Genomic DNA, 16,811 nt, shown 5'->3' with positions numbered 1-16,811 from the left:
ACATCCATAACATTTTAAAAGTGTCAGCACACCAAAAAAAAGTAATTAGCATAGAGTTGACTTATATTTTTACTCACACAGAAAAATAAATAAATCATATCCAATAGAACATTTATCGCTGCGTCTCAGCAGCCAAAGAGTTGTAGATAGATAGCGTATTTCTACACATTTTCACTGAGGTATAGTTTTTGAGAAAAACCTTTCTAGCATTCTCTCCCATTTTAGCCCACTGATCTTTAGATGTATTCCTAAGATAATTAGCCAAATCTTTTGAGTTTTCAGCCTCGAATAGAATTCCAGTATGGCCATCTTCAATCATTTCAGGAAATGAACTACAATTGCTCGCCAACACAGGCAAGCCATAGCTCATTGCTTCTAACGCTACCATAGCGAAGCCCTCCCAGCGACTAGGCATTACTAATACATCTGCATTAATAAGATACGGTGCTAACTCATCACTGCTGAGCCATCCCGTATATGATGTTTGCATCATTTCTCTTGGATTATCCTTGCCATGAACAGCACTACCGATGGCAGTCAAAAAAATTGCTTCCCCCTTAACTCTGGTCATGGCGTCAAGCAAAATATCGAACCCCTTCTGATAATCAAACCTTCCAACGAAAATAGCATTAATCACATCAGGCTCAAAGGGATTAGAAGTTGATCCTGATGGTAGTTTATCCGGAACACCATTATGAACAACTTTCAGTTTTCTTTCTGATAAGCCGTATTCAATTGCGCAGCTTTTCTCATACTGGCTCACACAAATAATGACATCTGTGATAGGCGAAAGAGCACGCTCAAGTGCTGCATATAGTTTTAATTTTTTTGCTCCACCCTTCATCATAAATGAAAAAGCATGAGGGCAATAAATTACTTTGGGTCGGTAAAATGGCCACAATAAATAAAGCGCAACCCTCCCCATAAAACCAGAGAATGTACTATGAAGATGTACCAAGTCCGGTTTAAACGAAATAATAGTTTTAATGAATGTAAGGAAGAAAATAAAAAATGAATAAATATCTCTGCCAGAGCGAGAGAAAACGATGATATTTTCTTTACCTACACCCAATTCAGACACTTGCTCCGAAGGAACAATGCATCTGACATCAATAGATTCGTCGTTAATCTGCCCTGCCACAAGTTGGCGCATTACAGTGGCAACGCCACCTTTTATTGTTTCCGCTGCATGTAATACTTTCATTTAGATGACAACCCATCATTTTGAAAATCATCAACTATTTTACTAATCTTCTCCGCCGAGGAATGCCAAGAAAAACGTTTCACGTTATCATTACCTTTTCGCGAGAGGTCAGCCCTCAATTTATTGTCAGTGATTATTTTTATCATGGCATCAGAAATCGCTTCCGTATTATTCGGATCGAAATATATCACGCTATCCTGCAAAACTTCAGGCATAGATGCAGCATTTGATGATATAACTGGACAACCACAAGATTGAGCCTCTAACGGTGGAATTCCAAACCCTTCATAATATGATGGAAAAACAAAAGCCACCGCATTTTGATAAAGCTGTATAAGGGTTTTATCGTCGACCCTCCCCATAAACTCCACTTTATCAGTATTGGATATCAGTTTTGAGAAATCCTGTTGAGAGAAACTCACCGCCGTTTTCCCAATTATTTTAAGTGATATTTCATACTTCTCTGATACAGATTCAAATGCCGATAACATACCATGGAAATTTTTATGGTAATTAGGAGAGGAAACAGCAAGCAAGTAATCACCCCTCGTTATATCTTTCTCTTCTGTCTTTGAAAATGAGTTATTTACCGCATTATAAATAACTGAGATATTCTCCGTAGGGTAGTCAAAGCAATCATGAATTTCCCTCTTAGAAAACTCACTGACAGTAAGCAAATGTCGACTATTCTTCAACATTATCGGAACAAGAAGGCCATATACAAATCTGAATTTCTTAGAAAAACTATCAGGGTAGCGTTTGTATGTCACATCATGATGAGTAACAATTTGATTCTTATAAAAAGCGGGAGCAGTACTGCACAAATTCAATAATAAGGGCCCACCTTTTTTCCTTAGAGCTCGAGGGAGATCGATTTGCTCCCAGTAATGACCCTTTTTTCCTTGTACAACCTCAATATTAAACTCACTAAATAATGACTTATTCAAAATGCCTTCTGGCGCTAGAACCACCACATCATCTCTTACTTTATTCAACTGGCGAGTTATTTCCTCAGCAAAACGCTGCACACCAGTCATTTCTTGAGTCAAGAACCTACCATTTATGTAAAGCATAAGAACCCCATTTGTAATAATGGCTAAACTTTAACTGCGGCATTATTATTTTTTTCTCTTTCTCGCAACAAGTAGAACAACAATAATAACTTGGAGACAGTAACTATTGCTATTGGTGTCGGTTGAAGCATAATGCTGCCACTACACATAAACCACATTATATTAAAGCATATAGCGTTATAAAGAATATTAAAAGGTAAGGATATATTAATCTTAGCCATATATATGACAGCAAAGATAGCAAAGAAAATAGTTATAAAGAAACCTATCAAGCCCGCATTTTTTATTTGATTCAAGAACGGAGTTTGTATGCTTTTACGGTAGTTAGCAGTTCCATTCTCAACGTCGATTTGCTTTATCTCCCCCTGATCATCAGTATCTGATGGCGAATAGTATTGCCCACCAAAGCCAATTCCCAATGCAATAGCAGGAAATTTACTACCTGTATACTCCCAGTAGTCACCAAATTGTGTTGAACGCGTATTCATTGCCTTACTATTTGAAAGCATCAATACCGTAGACATTACTGCAACTAGGCCTACTGTTAGTAACGACATTTTTACCACCGCTATTCGACCTCGAATTGCGTTGATGAAGAATTCATAAATAATATAGAGAAATGCCAAGGAGAAAACAAATTTGTACATATTGTAAAACATAAAAATGCCAATAAGCAGGGTCGAAATGTAAATCACTTTATTTTTTAATGGCCTGGTGAATAAAAGTGAAGTTATAAGCAATGCGTAGATAACAAAATATGCTGTGGCCTTATCTTGATCAATAATTGTTATTTTTACACCATACCGTTCCCATACATAGTCATGAAAAATTATGCTGGAAATAAAACCAGATATTAAATTAAGCACATCAATGACACAAAAGATTTTGAACAATTTATAAAAATCAAAACCTTTCAAATTTTCACATGATTTTTGAAATAAAAATATTGAAACTAGAAAATATATAATCCCTCTACAATAAATTAGCTGATCGTTTACCTCACCTTGTCCTCCATTTTTCATATAGGCAACAAATCCCATGCTGGAAATTATCGCCAACAGAACGCCCTGGAGAGTTATATATTTTGATATTATCGCCGAGTTTTTTACAATCTGATAACTAAACAAACTTCTTGTCATTATCTTTTTCATAAAAACGAAAGCAAAAAGCAGCAAGAATATAATATCAATCGGAGCTAATGGCCCGATAACTTTGAAATGATAAATCCCCGTTCGTGGTATCGCTATGTTGAAGTCATGTATCGGCTTCACCATAATATTATATGATGAGTAAGAGCATATTATATAAATAGAAAATAAAATTATTGTATATATATTGAAGCCGTTTTTTTTGGCGATAATGAGAAAGTATATAAAAGCAATAGCTAAGAATAAAAAGAAAACTATTGAATCTTGTAATATAAGAAAGTCCATCTAGCACCCCAATATATTTAAAAAATTGGTAGCGATAAGTTTCATCACTAATTAACAGAACCATTTCTTATGGTGTGAAGATAAACTGAAAGATACTCTAAGGTTATTTTATCCTGACTGAACATCTTAAGTTGCTCGTTCGTAACTTCATTCACAGCACACCCTGCAATCACATCCTTTCCTTTATCAATAAAGTAAATATTTGGGAGATGCATGGCCAATTCAGAAATACCACCAACCGCATTTGTCAACACTATTTTGTTAGCAAATACACATTCAACTACCACCCTTCCAAACGGCTCTCGCCATTTTACTGGTAAAAAGGCCACGTCAACCTGAGAGAAAAATTTATCAATAGATATAAAACCCATTAATCTAATATTACTTTTCGCTGCCAGTCTTTTTAGTTCATCCCCTTCTTTACCACTCGGAAAGCGACCAGCTGCATAGTAAACAGCATCGGGGTTGTTACTCGCAAACTCGCAGTAGTCATCAAACCCTTTATCTCTTGTCAATCGACCGATGAATCCAAAACGAGTCTTATTCCCTTTGTCCGATTGATAGTTAGGTCTATTCACCGCGTTATAGATATAAAAAGCGCTATCTCTTTTGAAGAAACCATTGTTGATATGAAACGTTTTAATAAAATCACTTATGCCAACATAGGTATCAACTCTGTGGCTGGCTGAACGTTTCAAAAAGGACCACAACTTAACAGATAGTGCATTGACATTTATATTTTTATTTCTTGAGTATAATGTAGAGCTTGGATGAAAAAGATAATAATCTCGAGAAGTGTGGATAAGTTTAATATCTCTTTTTTTGATCTCTTTCCAAATTGAAACTGAAAAACCACAAATATTATTAGTGTGAACTATATCGGGTTTGAAACTGTCAAGCTCCTCAGAAAATAATCTTGCCATTTTGAAATTATAATTATCGATAACATGCCAAGCGATTTTTTCCCACTTTTTCCTTTTCTCACCATCGTTGAAAAATGGCCAATAAATATTTTTAAGTGGCAAGTAATGTACATTCACACCATTTATAGTCGCCTTCTCTTTATTCGCCTTATCATGCAAAGTCACTACAAGTACTGAATGTCCATTTTTCACCAACTCCTCGGCTAATAGTTGTACAGAAACCTCGGCTCCACCGACTTTAAATGGTGCATATATTGTATTGACTATTAGTATTTTCATTATTTTTGACCAAAAATAAAGTGTGCTTGTAAATTTTCATTTGGAAATGAGTTTACGTTTTATAAAGCATTACAAGAGCATCCTTTATATTATTGAAACACCTTTCCATCAAAATAAACATAATCTAATCACGCGTATTTAATATTATTTACAAGATAACTAATCTATAGATGACGATTTATTTTTTCCTAAAAAAATATCAGGTGGGACTTAATCCCACCTGACATCATGATTATATATGGTGCTGACTATGCCTTATCATTCGAACGGTACTCATATTGATAGTAGCCATATCCGCCATAATAGCTACTCGCTCTGCGCTCCACCGCATTCAGTATAACACCTTTAATATCAATGCCATTCTGTTCAAAGCGCCGCATACTGATCTCTATTTCTTTCACAGTATTCATGCTGAAGCGAGCAATCATGAGAGCGGTTCCTGCATGGTGGCCAATAATAGCAGCATCAGTTACCGCCAAGATGGGCGGTGTATCTACTAATACGATATCATATTTCTTGCTTGCCCAATCAATTAACTCTTTGAGACGAATTCGCATTAATAGCTCAGAAGGATTGGGTGGAACCTGCCCACGAGGGATAAAGTCCATACCTTCAATTTCTGTTTTACGAATAGATTCCTCAAATGTTGTCTGCTGCGACAATATGTCTGACAGACCATTCTGCCAACCTACGCCTAACAAGGTGTGTGAATAACCTTTACGCATATCGGCATCAATTACTAATACACGCTGCCCGGCCTGTGCAATAACAGCAGCTAAATTTATACTGACAAAAGTTTTACCAATATTCGGACTTGCACCAGAAATCATTAGTACATTATTTTTTGACTCTAACATGGCAAAGTGCAAACTAGTTCTCAAGCTTCGGATAGCCTCAATAGCCAAGTCGGCCGGATTGCCTACAGCTAAGAGACTATTAGAACGTGTATTTGATTTACGTTTTGAAGATAACAACGTCTCCCGATCTTTTTTCTGTTGCCATTCTGAAAGAGGAATACTCGCATATACGTTAATTCCATCTTGCTCTAGCTGCTCTGGAGTTTCAATTCCTTTGTGCAATATTGTCTTCAACAAGACAATAGCAACTGAAATCATCCCCCCCAAGAAGGTCGCCAACAAGATAATAAGCAACTTTCTGGGTTTAACGGGCTTTGGCTGTGTAACCGCAGGATCCACAATACGGACATTACCTACAGTACTTGCTTTGGTAATGCTTAACTCCTGCTGTTTATTCAGTAATTGCATGTAAATTTCTTTGCCAGCATCTACATCTCTAGTTAAACGAATGATTTCTTGCTGCGTTTTTGGCATACCTCCTACACGCTTATTTAGACGATTTTTCTCTTGCTCAAGCGTAGCTCGTTTTTCCATCAAAGCCCGATAAGCAGGGTGTTCACGGGTATACAGCTTTGAAATTTCTGCTTCACGAAAAGTTAACTCGTTTAATTGTGCTTCTACCGCAACAATACTGTCCAGCACAGATTTAGCTTCAAGCGATAAGTCGACAGAATCATTTTGCTGCCTAAAACGATTGAGCTTATCCTCTGCAAGATCTAATGCTCCACGAACTTCAGGGAGCTGTTCTTTTAAAAACTCTAAGCTTTTTGCTGCTTCTTCCGACTTACGCTCAACGTTTTGCAGTAAATAATTGCGAGTGATGCTATCGAGGGTTTTACGTACCAATGTTGGGTCGGCCCCAGTCAAACTAAGTGCCAATACCCCCGTATCTTTTCCTTTATCCTGGACCGACAGAACCGCAAGCAAATCATTAATAGCAACCAACTTTGGTTGCTGTACAATTGTGAACTCAGTGCCAATCTTGGCACCAAGCCCACTAATTAGCAGGGATACACCATTACCACTTGCAAGCTCACCAACTTTTCCTTTTAATATTTCAACCCCATCATTACTTAAGCTATAAGTGTTATCACTAGTGACTTTAAGGTCTAATGGGATACTTTTCCATGACTCAGGTATAGTAAGGCGTGATAAGGCTATTTCTCCAGGTACCTCTCCCATCAAACGGGCCCAACCCTGGCCGAAAACTGGAAAATACTTTTGCTCAATAACCGTATCTAGATTCAAATCATCAATTGTCTTACCCGTCACCAATCTCGACTGAATCAGTTCGATTTCTGTCGAGGAACCTGGTTGGCTGGAAGGTAACATTTCTGTAAGATTGTTGAGTAACGAATTACCAGCGTTCTGTTCTACTTGGACTAACGCGTCAGATTGATATACCGGGGTCGCAAATAGAGAATACACAACCCCGACTACCGCAAACAATGCAGTTACACCAATAATCAACCAACGATGATCTAATAATGTACCTAACAATCGACCTAAATCGATCTCATCATTGCTATTATTTGCAGCAGTATTCATCTTTGTATTTTCAGTCATTGTAATCTCTGATTAACGATTTAATGCCTGCGCCCATTTTTCAGCGCCATCAGCAAGTAAGCGGTATACAAATTCAAAAGCCTCATGGCTTTTACCATACGGATCTGGAATTTCCCGCTGCCCAAGCCAATGGGCAAACAGCATCGTTTTACCCCTTACTTCGGGAGCCAAACGACATACAGCATCAATATGCCCTTTTTCCATAACTAATATAAGCGAATATTCTCGGCACATTTCTTTGGTTAATTGTGTAGCAATATGGCCGTCAAGCGATAAATTATGCTGATTAGCCACTTCAACAGCTACAGAATCAGCAGGTTTACCGACAAGAGCTCCAATTCCTGCTGAGGCTATTTTTTTTCCATGCGCCAATCGCTGCAATAATCGCTCTCCCGTTGGAGAACGGCAAATATTACCTACGCAAACAACCAAGATTGAATCAAACATCGTTCATTCCTATGGCCAATTACGAACGCGCAGCGCGCCTTCTGTAAGATCATTGAAGCTGGCTATCGTCGGGGCCAGTTGGCTCATTACGCGATTCCAGCGAACGATAGGCGCCGCTGTGACATAAACAATATCGTAAGGTTGTAGGTGGAACTCTGACCCCATAACCATCGCTGCCGCATCAGCCATATTCAACTGATATATATCCGCCAGCTTGTTGCCTTGGGAACCGTGAAGAGGGCGAATAACGAATACCCCCGTCGCGTCAGCAGCGGTTTGGCTGATCCCCTCAGTATTCCCTAAGGCCTCGGTCAGCGTCATACCACTACGATCCATTTTCAGCGTTGAAGGGGTTTTAACTTCCCCCATGACGAATACTTTTAGGTCATCATTCCGTGGCACGTAAAGAATATCGCCTGGATACAACAACCTATTCTGGGTCAAGTCACCGTTCTGCATCAGTTTCTGTAAGGAGAGGCGCTGCTCTTTGCCATCATGCGTCAGAACGATATTACGCCAATCCGCGTTCTCACTGAGCCCTCCTGCAGCATTAATGGCATCCAGAACCGTTAATGGCACGTTAGTGATCGGTTGTTGCCCCGATGTCTTGACTTCCCCGGTCACATACGTTTTCTGTGAACGGAAAGCCGCGATATTGACGTCAACCTGAGGACTTTCGATATACTGCGCCAAGCGGCCGCTTATTTCCGAACGTACCTGGCCAACTGTTTTGCCAACAACTTTCACTTTGCCTATATATGGGTAAAAAATAGTGCCATCAGATTGAACCCAGTTACCGGTATCACTGGCGCTGCGATACTGCCCTGCCGGCGTAGTCAGTTCAGGGTGATCCCAAACGGTAACGTTTAACACATCGCCAACGCCAATTCGATACTCGTAATTGCGCAAGGAGGCTTCCAGCGATGAATTGGGCTGAGCAACCACTTTGGTAGGACGTAATTTCTGGATTAACTTGGGCGTAACAGGATAAACATTAACCAAGTCATCAATATTGAAGTCGCTATCTTCCTGTTTTACAGTATTTTTCCCCACAGTGTTCAAATGTTGACCAGGAAACACCGTGCATCCACTGATTACGCTGATTGATATCAATAGCGATATCACTTTCAATTGTCGTTTTGCCATCAAATTATCATCACTTTCAAGTAAATGTATCTGCAAAGCTACAATGCTAGCCAACCGTGGCTGCGTCGCTGTAACCTTATCAAAATGCCTGACACTTGCTGAGTCGTCTCTCAATAAGCGCCCTGTTGCAATTTTCCATAACGTTTATCTGCCGTTGATAAGAGCAAAGCTATTATTGGTACGATAAATAAGCTGAGAAGCCTCGCATTGGCGAAAAATCGATACCGGGGCCGATTAGGACTTTAATTTGTATTAATAACAGTATGTTGCAGAGTAGCTTGGCAAGCTCGAACAAAAATCACTCGCCAAGGCAACTCAGCAACCCGCTATTGAATGTATACTAATATAAAAATTGAGACAGTGAAATTCCCCAAAATTCAACCACTATCCTGACTTACTCGCCGTGTTCGGGCCGGTGGGAAACCATCCAGTCTTGTTCAAAGCGACAGCTGTTCAGCCCATTCACGGAAAGCTTTGCCTTGGGTTGGGTGCCGCAACCCATAAGTGACAAAAGCGCGAAGGTAACCCAGTTTTTCACCGCAGTTGAACGATTCCCCCACCAGCTCCGTCGCCTCTACCGGTTTGTGTTTCAACAATTCTGCAATCGCATCGGTCAGTTGAATACGCCCCCAGGCTCCCGGTTCCGTGGTCTCCAGCAGCGGCCAAATATCGGCAGACAAGACATAGCGCCCTACCGCAGAGTAGTTGGATTCCAACTTGGTTTCCGGCGCCGGTTTTTCAATAATCGATGTGATACGAGCACTTTCACCCGGTTTCAGGTTGCTGGCCTCACACTCAACCACGGAATAATCATGCAGTACGTGTTCGTCTGCCTTTTGCACCAAAACCTGGCTCAGGCCGCTCTGCTCAAAGCGCGCAATCATGTGTGACAGGTTGTCTTTCTTCAAATCGGCTTTTGCGTCATCCAGCAAGATGTCCGGCAACAGAACGACAAATGGAGAATCACCGACCAACGGTTTAGCGCAGAGAACGGCATGTCCCAGTCCTTTTGGCTGCCCCTGGCGAATGTGCATCAGCGTCACACCTTTTGGCGTTATCGACTGCACCTCATCCAGCAGTTGCCGTTTCACGCGTGCCTCCAGCATCGCCTCCAGCTCGAATGAGGTATCGAAATGGTTTTCAATGGCGTTCTTGGAAGAATGCGTCACCAGGATGATCTCTTTAATCCCCGCCGCGACGCATTCGTTGACAATGTATTGAATCAACGGTTTATCAACGATTGGCAACATCTCTTTCGGAATCGCTTTGGTCGCCGGCAGCATACGCATGCCCAATCCGGCAACGGGAATAACCGCTTTCAACTTCGTCATGGTAGACCTCATTCAATCTCGTGATCGCTTTCAGCCGCAGTGGCGACAGCCTGTTACTTTCCCAACGTCTGCTTCAACCAGCGGCTGAAATTTTCACCTTCCGAACCGTGACGCAGACCGTACTGCACAAACGCCTTCATATAGCCAAACTTGTCGCCACAATCATGGGACTTACCGCTCATATGGAATGCTTCAACCGTTTGTTCATCCATCAGCATCGCAATCGCATCGGTCAGTTGAATCTCATCACCCGCGCCGGGAGGGGTTTTCTCAAGTAGCGGCCAAATATCGGCGGCAAGCACATACCGGCCGACGACGGCCAGATTGGAAGGGGCATCCTCGCGGGCCGGCTTCTCAACCACCGCCGTCATCGGAGCGCTTTCTCCCGCGGCGATCGTCGCGCCTGCGCAATCTACCACACCGTATTTGGACACATCTTGTTCCGGCACAGGTTCAACCATGATTTGGCTGTAACCCGTATCACCAAAACGTTGGATCATTTTAGCCAGATTTTCTTTGCGCAAATCCGCCGTAGAATCATCCAATAAAACATCGGGCAACAGCACAACGAAAGGAGCATCACCCACCATTGGTTTGGCGCACAGCACCGCATGCCCCAGCCCTTTCGCCTGTCCTTGACGCACCTGCATCACGGTCACATCCGGGGGGCAAATGCTTTGCACTTCACTCAGGAGTTGGCGCTTCACGCGCGCTTCGAGCATGGCCTCCAGCTCAAACGAAGTGTCAAAATGGTTTTCAATCGCGTTTTTCGATGAATGCGTGACCAATACGATATCTTTAATCCCCGCCGCCACGCATTCAGCAACAATGTACTGAATTAAGGGCTTATCGACCACGGGCAACATTTCTTTAGGGATAGCCTTGGTCGCCGGCAACATACGGGTTCCCAAGCCCGCAACGGGGATCACTGCCTTAAGTCTTGTTTGCATTTTCATTCCAATTCATCGTAGCGCTGCATTCATCTGTGCAGCGTGAACAAGGGGATCCAATCGGGCACGCTACCGCCCTTGGCTTGCAGCTACCAAAGTACTGTTAATGACGCATCCCCCCACGTCATTGCATGAGACAGGCAATTTTTATGCAAAGCGGCACTCATTCTTCGTTTGAACTGTCATGCTGTTCACAAAAAAATAAAAAAACCGGTGCCTTTATAACCAAACAATGTTAGTTACTGCCGTTATATGACTAAGATTCTTATACTAATGTCTAAGTGATACAAGCCTTAGATCCCCCCAGTCAGCCGTTTTCAGAATAAGACTACTCGTGCCGCATACCGATAAGAATCATAGCCAAAGAAAATTGTTTTAATGTTTTGATTTAAATAAATTTAATAAGGCGTTTCTTTTCTGAGCGCATGGCATCCCGGTAGATATTTGCTCCCCAGGCCCTTGATTCCTTTGGCCGCTCGGCGCCGATCGATGTTTACGGCAATCCTCCTGTTCTGAACCACATCCTCCCGATTAAAGTTGAATTTTGCCGCCTCAACGCCCATCATTCCCGTGCGGCATAAGCCGTAGAACTTACAGGTGAAATTGGGCGTATGGAATGGATCGCTGATCCAACAATTTGGGCCGGCCTGGCCACTTTGGTCGTGCTGGAAATCGTGCTGGGTATAGACAACCTTGTCTTCATCGCCATTCTGGCGGACAAATTACCAAAACAACAAAGAGATAAGGCCCGTGTCGTCGGTTTGTTGCTGGCGCTGGTCATGCGTCTGGCGCTGCTCGCCTCCATCTCGTGGCTGGCGACGCTGACCAAACCGATGTTCATCGTCGCGGAGCACCCCTTCAGCGGCCGCGATCTGATCATGCTGGTCGGCGGGATATTCCTGCTGTTCAAAGCCACCATGGAGCTGAACGAGCGGCTGGAAGGCAAGGACGAAGAGCAGCACGGCGCGCGCAAAGGCGCACGTTTCTGGCCGGTAGTGGCGCAGATCGTGGTGCTGGACGCCGTTTTCTCGCTCGACTCGGTGATCACCGCGGTGGGGATGGTCGATCACCTGGCGGTGATGATGATCGCGGTCTGTATCGCCATCGGCCTGATGCTGTTGGCCAGCAAACCGCTGACGCGCTTCGTCAACGCGCACCCGACTATCGTTATCCTGTGCCTGAGCTTCCTGCTGATGATTGGCTTTAGCCTGGTGGCTGAGGGCTTTGGCTATCACATTCCTAAAGGCTACCTCTACGCGGCGATCGGCTTCTCGGTCATGATCGAGGCGCTGAACCAGCTGGCGCAGTTCAACCGCCGTCGCTTCCTGTCGAAGGTGCGGCCCCTGCGTGAACGCACCGCCGAAGCGGTGCTGCGCATGCTGAGCGGCAAACATGAAGAAGCGGAAGTCGACAGCCATTCCGCCAACCTGCTGGCGGACAGCGACAGCGAAAACGGCGAGATCTTCAATCAGCAAGAGCGGCGCATGATCGAACGCGTACTCGGCATGGCGCAGCGTACGGTCAGTAGCATCATGACCTCGCGTCACGACGTCGAATACCTTGAGCTGAACGATCCGCAGGAAAAGCTGACGCAGTTGCTGGAACGTAATCAGCACACGCGCATCGTGGTGGTGGAAAGCAGCGCCAGCGACGAACCGCTGGGCGTGATCCACACCATCGACGTCCTCAAACAGCAACTGGCGCAGGCGCCGCTGGATCTGCGAGCGCTGATACGCCAACCGTTGATCTTCCCGGAGCAGCTCACGCTGTTAAGCGCCCTGGAGCAATTCCGCCAGGCGCAGACGCATTTTGCCTTTGTGGTCGATGAGTTCGGCTCCGTCGAAGGCGTCGTCACCCTGACGGACGTGATGGAAACCATCGCCGGCAACCTGCCGGAGGCCGGCGAAGAGGTGGACGCACGCCACGACATTCAGCAAAACGAGGACGGCAGCTGGACCGCCAACGGCTATATGCCGCTGGAAGATCTGGTGTTGTATCTGCCGATGCCGCTGGAAGAAAAGCGCGAATACCACACGCTGGCGGGGCTGTTGATGGAACACAGCCAGCGCGTGCCGCAAGAAGGAGAACAAATCAAGATCGGTGACTACCTGTTCGAACCATTGGAGGTCAACAGCCACCGCATCCTGAAAGTGAATATCACCCCGCCGCCTCCACCGGAGGAGTACGAGGTTTAACATCGAGGCCGGGCATCGCCCGGCCTTCCTTTTACTGGGGAACCAGCAGCTCCGTCGCCACGATCACCACCACCAACCCGACAATTACCGGCACTGAAGTACGCTTCACCACATCAAACGGCGAGATTTTCGCCATGCCGGAGACCGCCACCACCACGCCGGAAACCGGCGACAGCGTACGGCCGAGATTAGAGGCCTGCAGCATCGGGATCACCAGATAGGCAGGATTCACGCCCATCTGTGCCGCCAGTTTCGGGATCAGTTCGACAAACGCATAGAACGGCGCATTGCCGGAGCCGGTGGTCATGGCCGCCAGCATGGTGATCACCACCAACACCAGCATCATGATCAAACCGCCGGTACCGAACGACTGCGCCAACCCGATCAACCCGCTGATAAAGCCGACAGTGCTCAACCCTTGCGCGAAGACACCCGCGGCCACCAACAGCATCACCACGCTGGCGAATGCATCCGCCATACCGCGATACGCCACTTCCAGGCCGCTGAATACCTGTTTGGCGCTGAAGCTGCGCACGAACTCGATCACTGCCGCCAACAGTATGCACCCTACCAGCACGGTAATAATGTGCAGCTCCGGCCCCCATTTGCCGTCGAAGATCAGCACGCCGAGGATCGGCGTAAACGGCAATATCGCGTAGAACCCCGGCGCATGCGTTTTTATTTCACTGACGTCCATGATGTGGTGCTGTTCATCACTCTTCTTATCGAGATAACGCTGCCAGAAAAAGTGCGCCACGGCCATGCAGACGATGGCCGCAATCGAGATAGGCAGCGTGGTTTTGAACGCGAAGTCCACCAGCGGCATTTCCGCCGCCTTGGCTGCCAGCACCACGTCGCCGGAAGTCGGCGCCAGGATAATCGCCGCCGGCGAAGCGCAAATGGCCGCCGCGGCGCCGCGGCTAATGCCAACGTTCACCATCAATGGGAACAGCGTCGCCATCAGCAATACGCCGAGTCCAGTCGCGGAAGAAACCGCCAATGACATCAGGCAAGCGACAAAATAGGCCGCCACCATCAGCAGATAAGGCGAATTGATCATCTGCAATGGGCGCGAGGCCAGCTTGACGACCACGTCGTTGGCGCCGATATGCGTCATATAGGCGGCGAAACCGCACAGCATCATGATCATCATGCCCAGATCGCCGCCGCGGCTCATCAGCAAGATCTTGACGTACTCGATCATATCGGTCGCGCGCCAGCCGGTAGATGCGGCGCCGGACGGCAACAGCGTTTTCCCCATCAGGGCGCTGATGCCAAGCAGCAGCAGCCCTCCCACCATCAAGACGCCCGTGGCGGAATACCCTTTGATGATATAACGGCCCACGCCCGCCGCCACCGCCGCGCCAATAAGAAGCTCTATCATGTTTCCTCAACTCGTCATTTTTTCGCGCTCAGGCGCATAGTCATAGCAGAATGCGCCCTTACTCTGCACAAATTGATCGCGGGTCTTCATGACCTTCATCAAGGTAACGGAGGGAAATTATCGCGGGAAACGTCGATACTGACGCGGGCCGCAAAACGGCCCGCGTCAGGAGGGATTACAGCTTGTCGAGCAGCTTTTTCAGATCCTGACCCTCGCGCGAACCCTTGTTCTTTTCAGCCCACTTGTTCAGCGCATCCTTGGCCCGATCCTGCAGCGTTTTACGCAGCACCTGATCGACCTGCAGTTGATAATTCAGCTGTTGCCACGGCCCGTAGACCCGCAGCGGGATCGGCGTTTTTTGCAGCTGTTCGATCAGCTCGCCGCGCCCTTGCCAACCGCCGGTGACGCGCACGTTAAGCGCCATATCACACTGTTTGCCCGGCATATCGATGCTGCCGGCGCCGGTCAGCGCCAGCAAAGGCGAATCCGCCGTCAGGCCGCTGAGTTTGATCGTGCCCTGGTTCAGGGTAGCTTGCGCCGAAACATTTTTGACTTCGGTATAGCGCTGATAGCTGTCTTGACCGCGCACGCTGTTGTCATTGCGCGCCACGGCCTGTTGGATCAGTTGCTGGATGTTCAAACCGTGCAGTTGCGCATCCTGCATCGCCAGCTGCGCCGTACCGCGCCAGCGGTGCTCAAATGACTGTGAAGAGAGGCGATCGCCGGTCAGATCCCCTTTCATGCTGAACTTGCCGGTCAGCATCTGCGGCATGTCGAAAGCTTTGAGTACCGTGCCCAGCTCAATTTGGTTCAGCGTCGGTTGCACGCTGATGACCGGTTTATTGCCGCGTGCGTCGAGCGATCCCGGCAAGGAGAAATCACCGCCGGCCAAGTGCCCGGCAAGCTTATGCAGCGTCAGCAGGCCGCGTTGATTGTCCGCGGCAACGGCCAATTGGGTGACGTTCATACCGCGATAGGTCAACTGCGCCGCTTGCAGGTTCAACTGCGCGTTGAAATCGCGCAGCGCTTCCAGGTTCTGCTGCCGATCGTCGACCTGGCTGGCGATCACCGGCGGGGCGGTTACGGCGGGCTGTTCGGCGGTATTGGTGCTGGATTGCCAGCCGGAAAGCGCGTCGAGATCGAGGTTAGCTGAATTGAGATTCACCACATAGCCCGGCACCGCCCCCAGCGTGGCGCTGATATCGCCGGCCAACTGGCTGTTGTTGGCGCTGACGTTCAGCTGGCTGACGGCAATCTGTGCCGGCGTCTGTTGATAGACCACCTGGGCATTGCCCTCGCCCTGAATGCCGCCGTTAAGAATGTCCGCCCCGGCCAGTTGATAATTGAACTGGGTCACTTTGGCGCCGATCTGGTGCGGGAACTGCTGCAGATCGATATCGGCCGTCATGCTGAAGGCCAGGTCGCGCTGATCTCGGTTGACCCGGCTGGACAGTTCAAGCTGCGCCTGCCGTTTCTCCGTTTGCTGCAGGGTAAGATTGATGTCCCGGACATTGATTTGCGCGTTGTCGGCGCGCTGCCAAATCAGCAGGCTGTCCACGACGCGCAAGTTATCGATGTCGAACTTCCAGGCCGTGTCTGCCGCATCAGCGCCGCTGCCGGCCGGCGCAATCGGGGCGTCCACTTGCGAGTGCTCTTCACTGTCGGGCGTGAGACGAATGACGGCATTTTTCAACATCACCTGTTTCACAAACAGCTGATGCGACAGCAGCGGCAACAGTTTGACGTCAAGGCGCATGTTTTCCGCGCTCACCACCGGCGCCTTGGCGCCCGGCGCGGTCAGCGTCATGCGCCCGGCCAAAATACTGAGCTGCGGCCAGATATGCCAACGCAGGTCGCCTTCAAGCGTTAGCTGGTAGCCGCTCTTCTGCTCGACCTTTTTGACCATATAACCGCGAAAATCATTCGGATTGACCAGCAGTACCAGCGCGGACATTCCCGCCACCACGACCACCAATAAAATCGCCAATGTCGTCAGTAATCTTCTCATGCCACCCTCTTGTCA

Annotated in this window: 12 protein-coding genes; 1 reads left to right on the top strand and 11 read right to left on the bottom strand. The window is 46.8% G+C overall.

From position 1 onward, the window contains the following. Positions 1 to 112 precede the first annotated feature (112 nt). From J0F90_RS07820 to galU (J0F90_RS07780), 9 genes are all read right to left on the bottom strand, one after another. Positions 113 to 1,204, bottom strand: a complete 1,092-nt coding sequence (locus J0F90_RS07820) for a glycosyltransferase (protein ID WP_033640870.1) — start codon at positions 1,202 to 1,204, stop codon at positions 113 to 115. Further along, positions 1,201 to 2,277: a glycosyltransferase family 4 protein gene (locus J0F90_RS07815; protein WP_072009682.1), complete on the bottom strand. Its 1,077-nt coding sequence runs from the start codon at positions 2,275 to 2,277 to the stop codon at positions 1,201 to 1,203. The genes J0F90_RS07820 and J0F90_RS07815 overlap by 4 nt, the downstream gene beginning before the upstream one ends. Before the next feature lie 23 nt (positions 2,278 to 2,300). Next, on the bottom strand, positions 2,301 to 3,416 hold the full coding sequence (locus J0F90_RS07810; RefSeq protein ID WP_126186486.1) for a hypothetical protein: 1,116 nt from the start codon (positions 3,414 to 3,416) through the stop codon (positions 2,301 to 2,303). A gap of 341 nt (positions 3,417 to 3,757) precedes the next feature. After that, a complete protein-coding gene (locus J0F90_RS07805; RefSeq protein ID WP_072009683.1) occupies positions 3,758 to 4,912 on the bottom strand; it encodes a glycosyltransferase family 4 protein in 1,155 nt (384 codons plus the stop codon). Positions 4,913 to 5,160: 248 nt separating this feature from the next. Beyond that, positions 5,161 to 7,335 carry a tyrosine-protein kinase Wzc gene (gene wzc, locus J0F90_RS07800; RefSeq protein WP_033640872.1) on the bottom strand — a complete coding sequence of 725 codons (2,175 nt, stop codon included), beginning with the start codon at positions 7,333 to 7,335 and terminating at the stop codon, positions 5,161 to 5,163. A gap of 12 nt (positions 7,336 to 7,347) precedes the next feature. Continuing rightward, positions 7,348 to 7,782: an arsenate reductase/protein-tyrosine-phosphatase family protein gene (locus J0F90_RS07795; RefSeq protein WP_071796755.1), complete on the bottom strand. Its 435-nt coding sequence runs from the start codon at positions 7,780 to 7,782 to the stop codon at positions 7,348 to 7,350. A 9-nt stretch (positions 7,783 to 7,791) separates the two neighbouring features. Beyond that, complete coding sequence (locus J0F90_RS07790) at positions 7,792 to 8,928, bottom strand: polysaccharide export protein (RefSeq protein WP_033641459.1); 1,137 nt, start codon at positions 8,926 to 8,928, stop codon at positions 7,792 to 7,794. Positions 8,929 to 9,365: 437 nt separating this feature from the next. Then, entirely contained in the window at positions 9,366 to 10,259 is an 894-nt protein-coding gene (gene galU, locus J0F90_RS07785) for a UTP--glucose-1-phosphate uridylyltransferase GalU (RefSeq protein ID WP_016928435.1), read from the bottom strand. A gap of 53 nt (positions 10,260 to 10,312) precedes the next feature. Further along, entirely contained in the window at positions 10,313 to 11,209 is an 897-nt protein-coding gene (galU, locus tag J0F90_RS07780; RefSeq protein ID WP_028127951.1) for a UTP--glucose-1-phosphate uridylyltransferase GalU, read from the bottom strand. A 611-nt stretch (positions 11,210 to 11,820) separates the two neighbouring features. Between galU (J0F90_RS07780) and J0F90_RS07775 the strand changes: the two genes are divergently transcribed. Then, positions 11,821 to 13,404, top strand: a complete 1,584-nt coding sequence (locus tag J0F90_RS07775; protein WP_033640873.1) for a TerC family protein — start codon at positions 11,821 to 11,823, stop codon at positions 13,402 to 13,404. Positions 13,405 to 13,435: 31 nt separating this feature from the next. Here the strand turns inward: J0F90_RS07775 and dcuC are convergent, their stop codons facing one another. Together dcuC and asmA are read right to left on the bottom strand one after the other, a co-directional pair. Next, entirely contained in the window at positions 13,436 to 14,788 is a 1,353-nt protein-coding gene (gene dcuC / locus J0F90_RS07770) for an anaerobic C4-dicarboxylate transporter DcuC (protein WP_033640874.1), read from the bottom strand. A gap of 175 nt (positions 14,789 to 14,963) precedes the next feature. After that, entirely contained in the window at positions 14,964 to 16,796 is a 1,833-nt protein-coding gene (gene asmA, locus J0F90_RS07765) for an outer membrane assembly protein AsmA (RefSeq protein ID WP_033640875.1), read from the bottom strand. Positions 16,797 to 16,811 lie beyond the last annotated feature (15 nt).

Origin of the sequence: Serratia marcescens subsp. marcescens ATCC 13880 (genome assembly GCF_017299535.1) — a bacterium.
Taxonomy (GTDB): domain Bacteria; phylum Pseudomonadota; class Gammaproteobacteria; order Enterobacterales; family Enterobacteriaceae; genus Serratia; species Serratia marcescens.
This window is presented reverse-complemented; position numbering and strand designations above follow the sequence as displayed.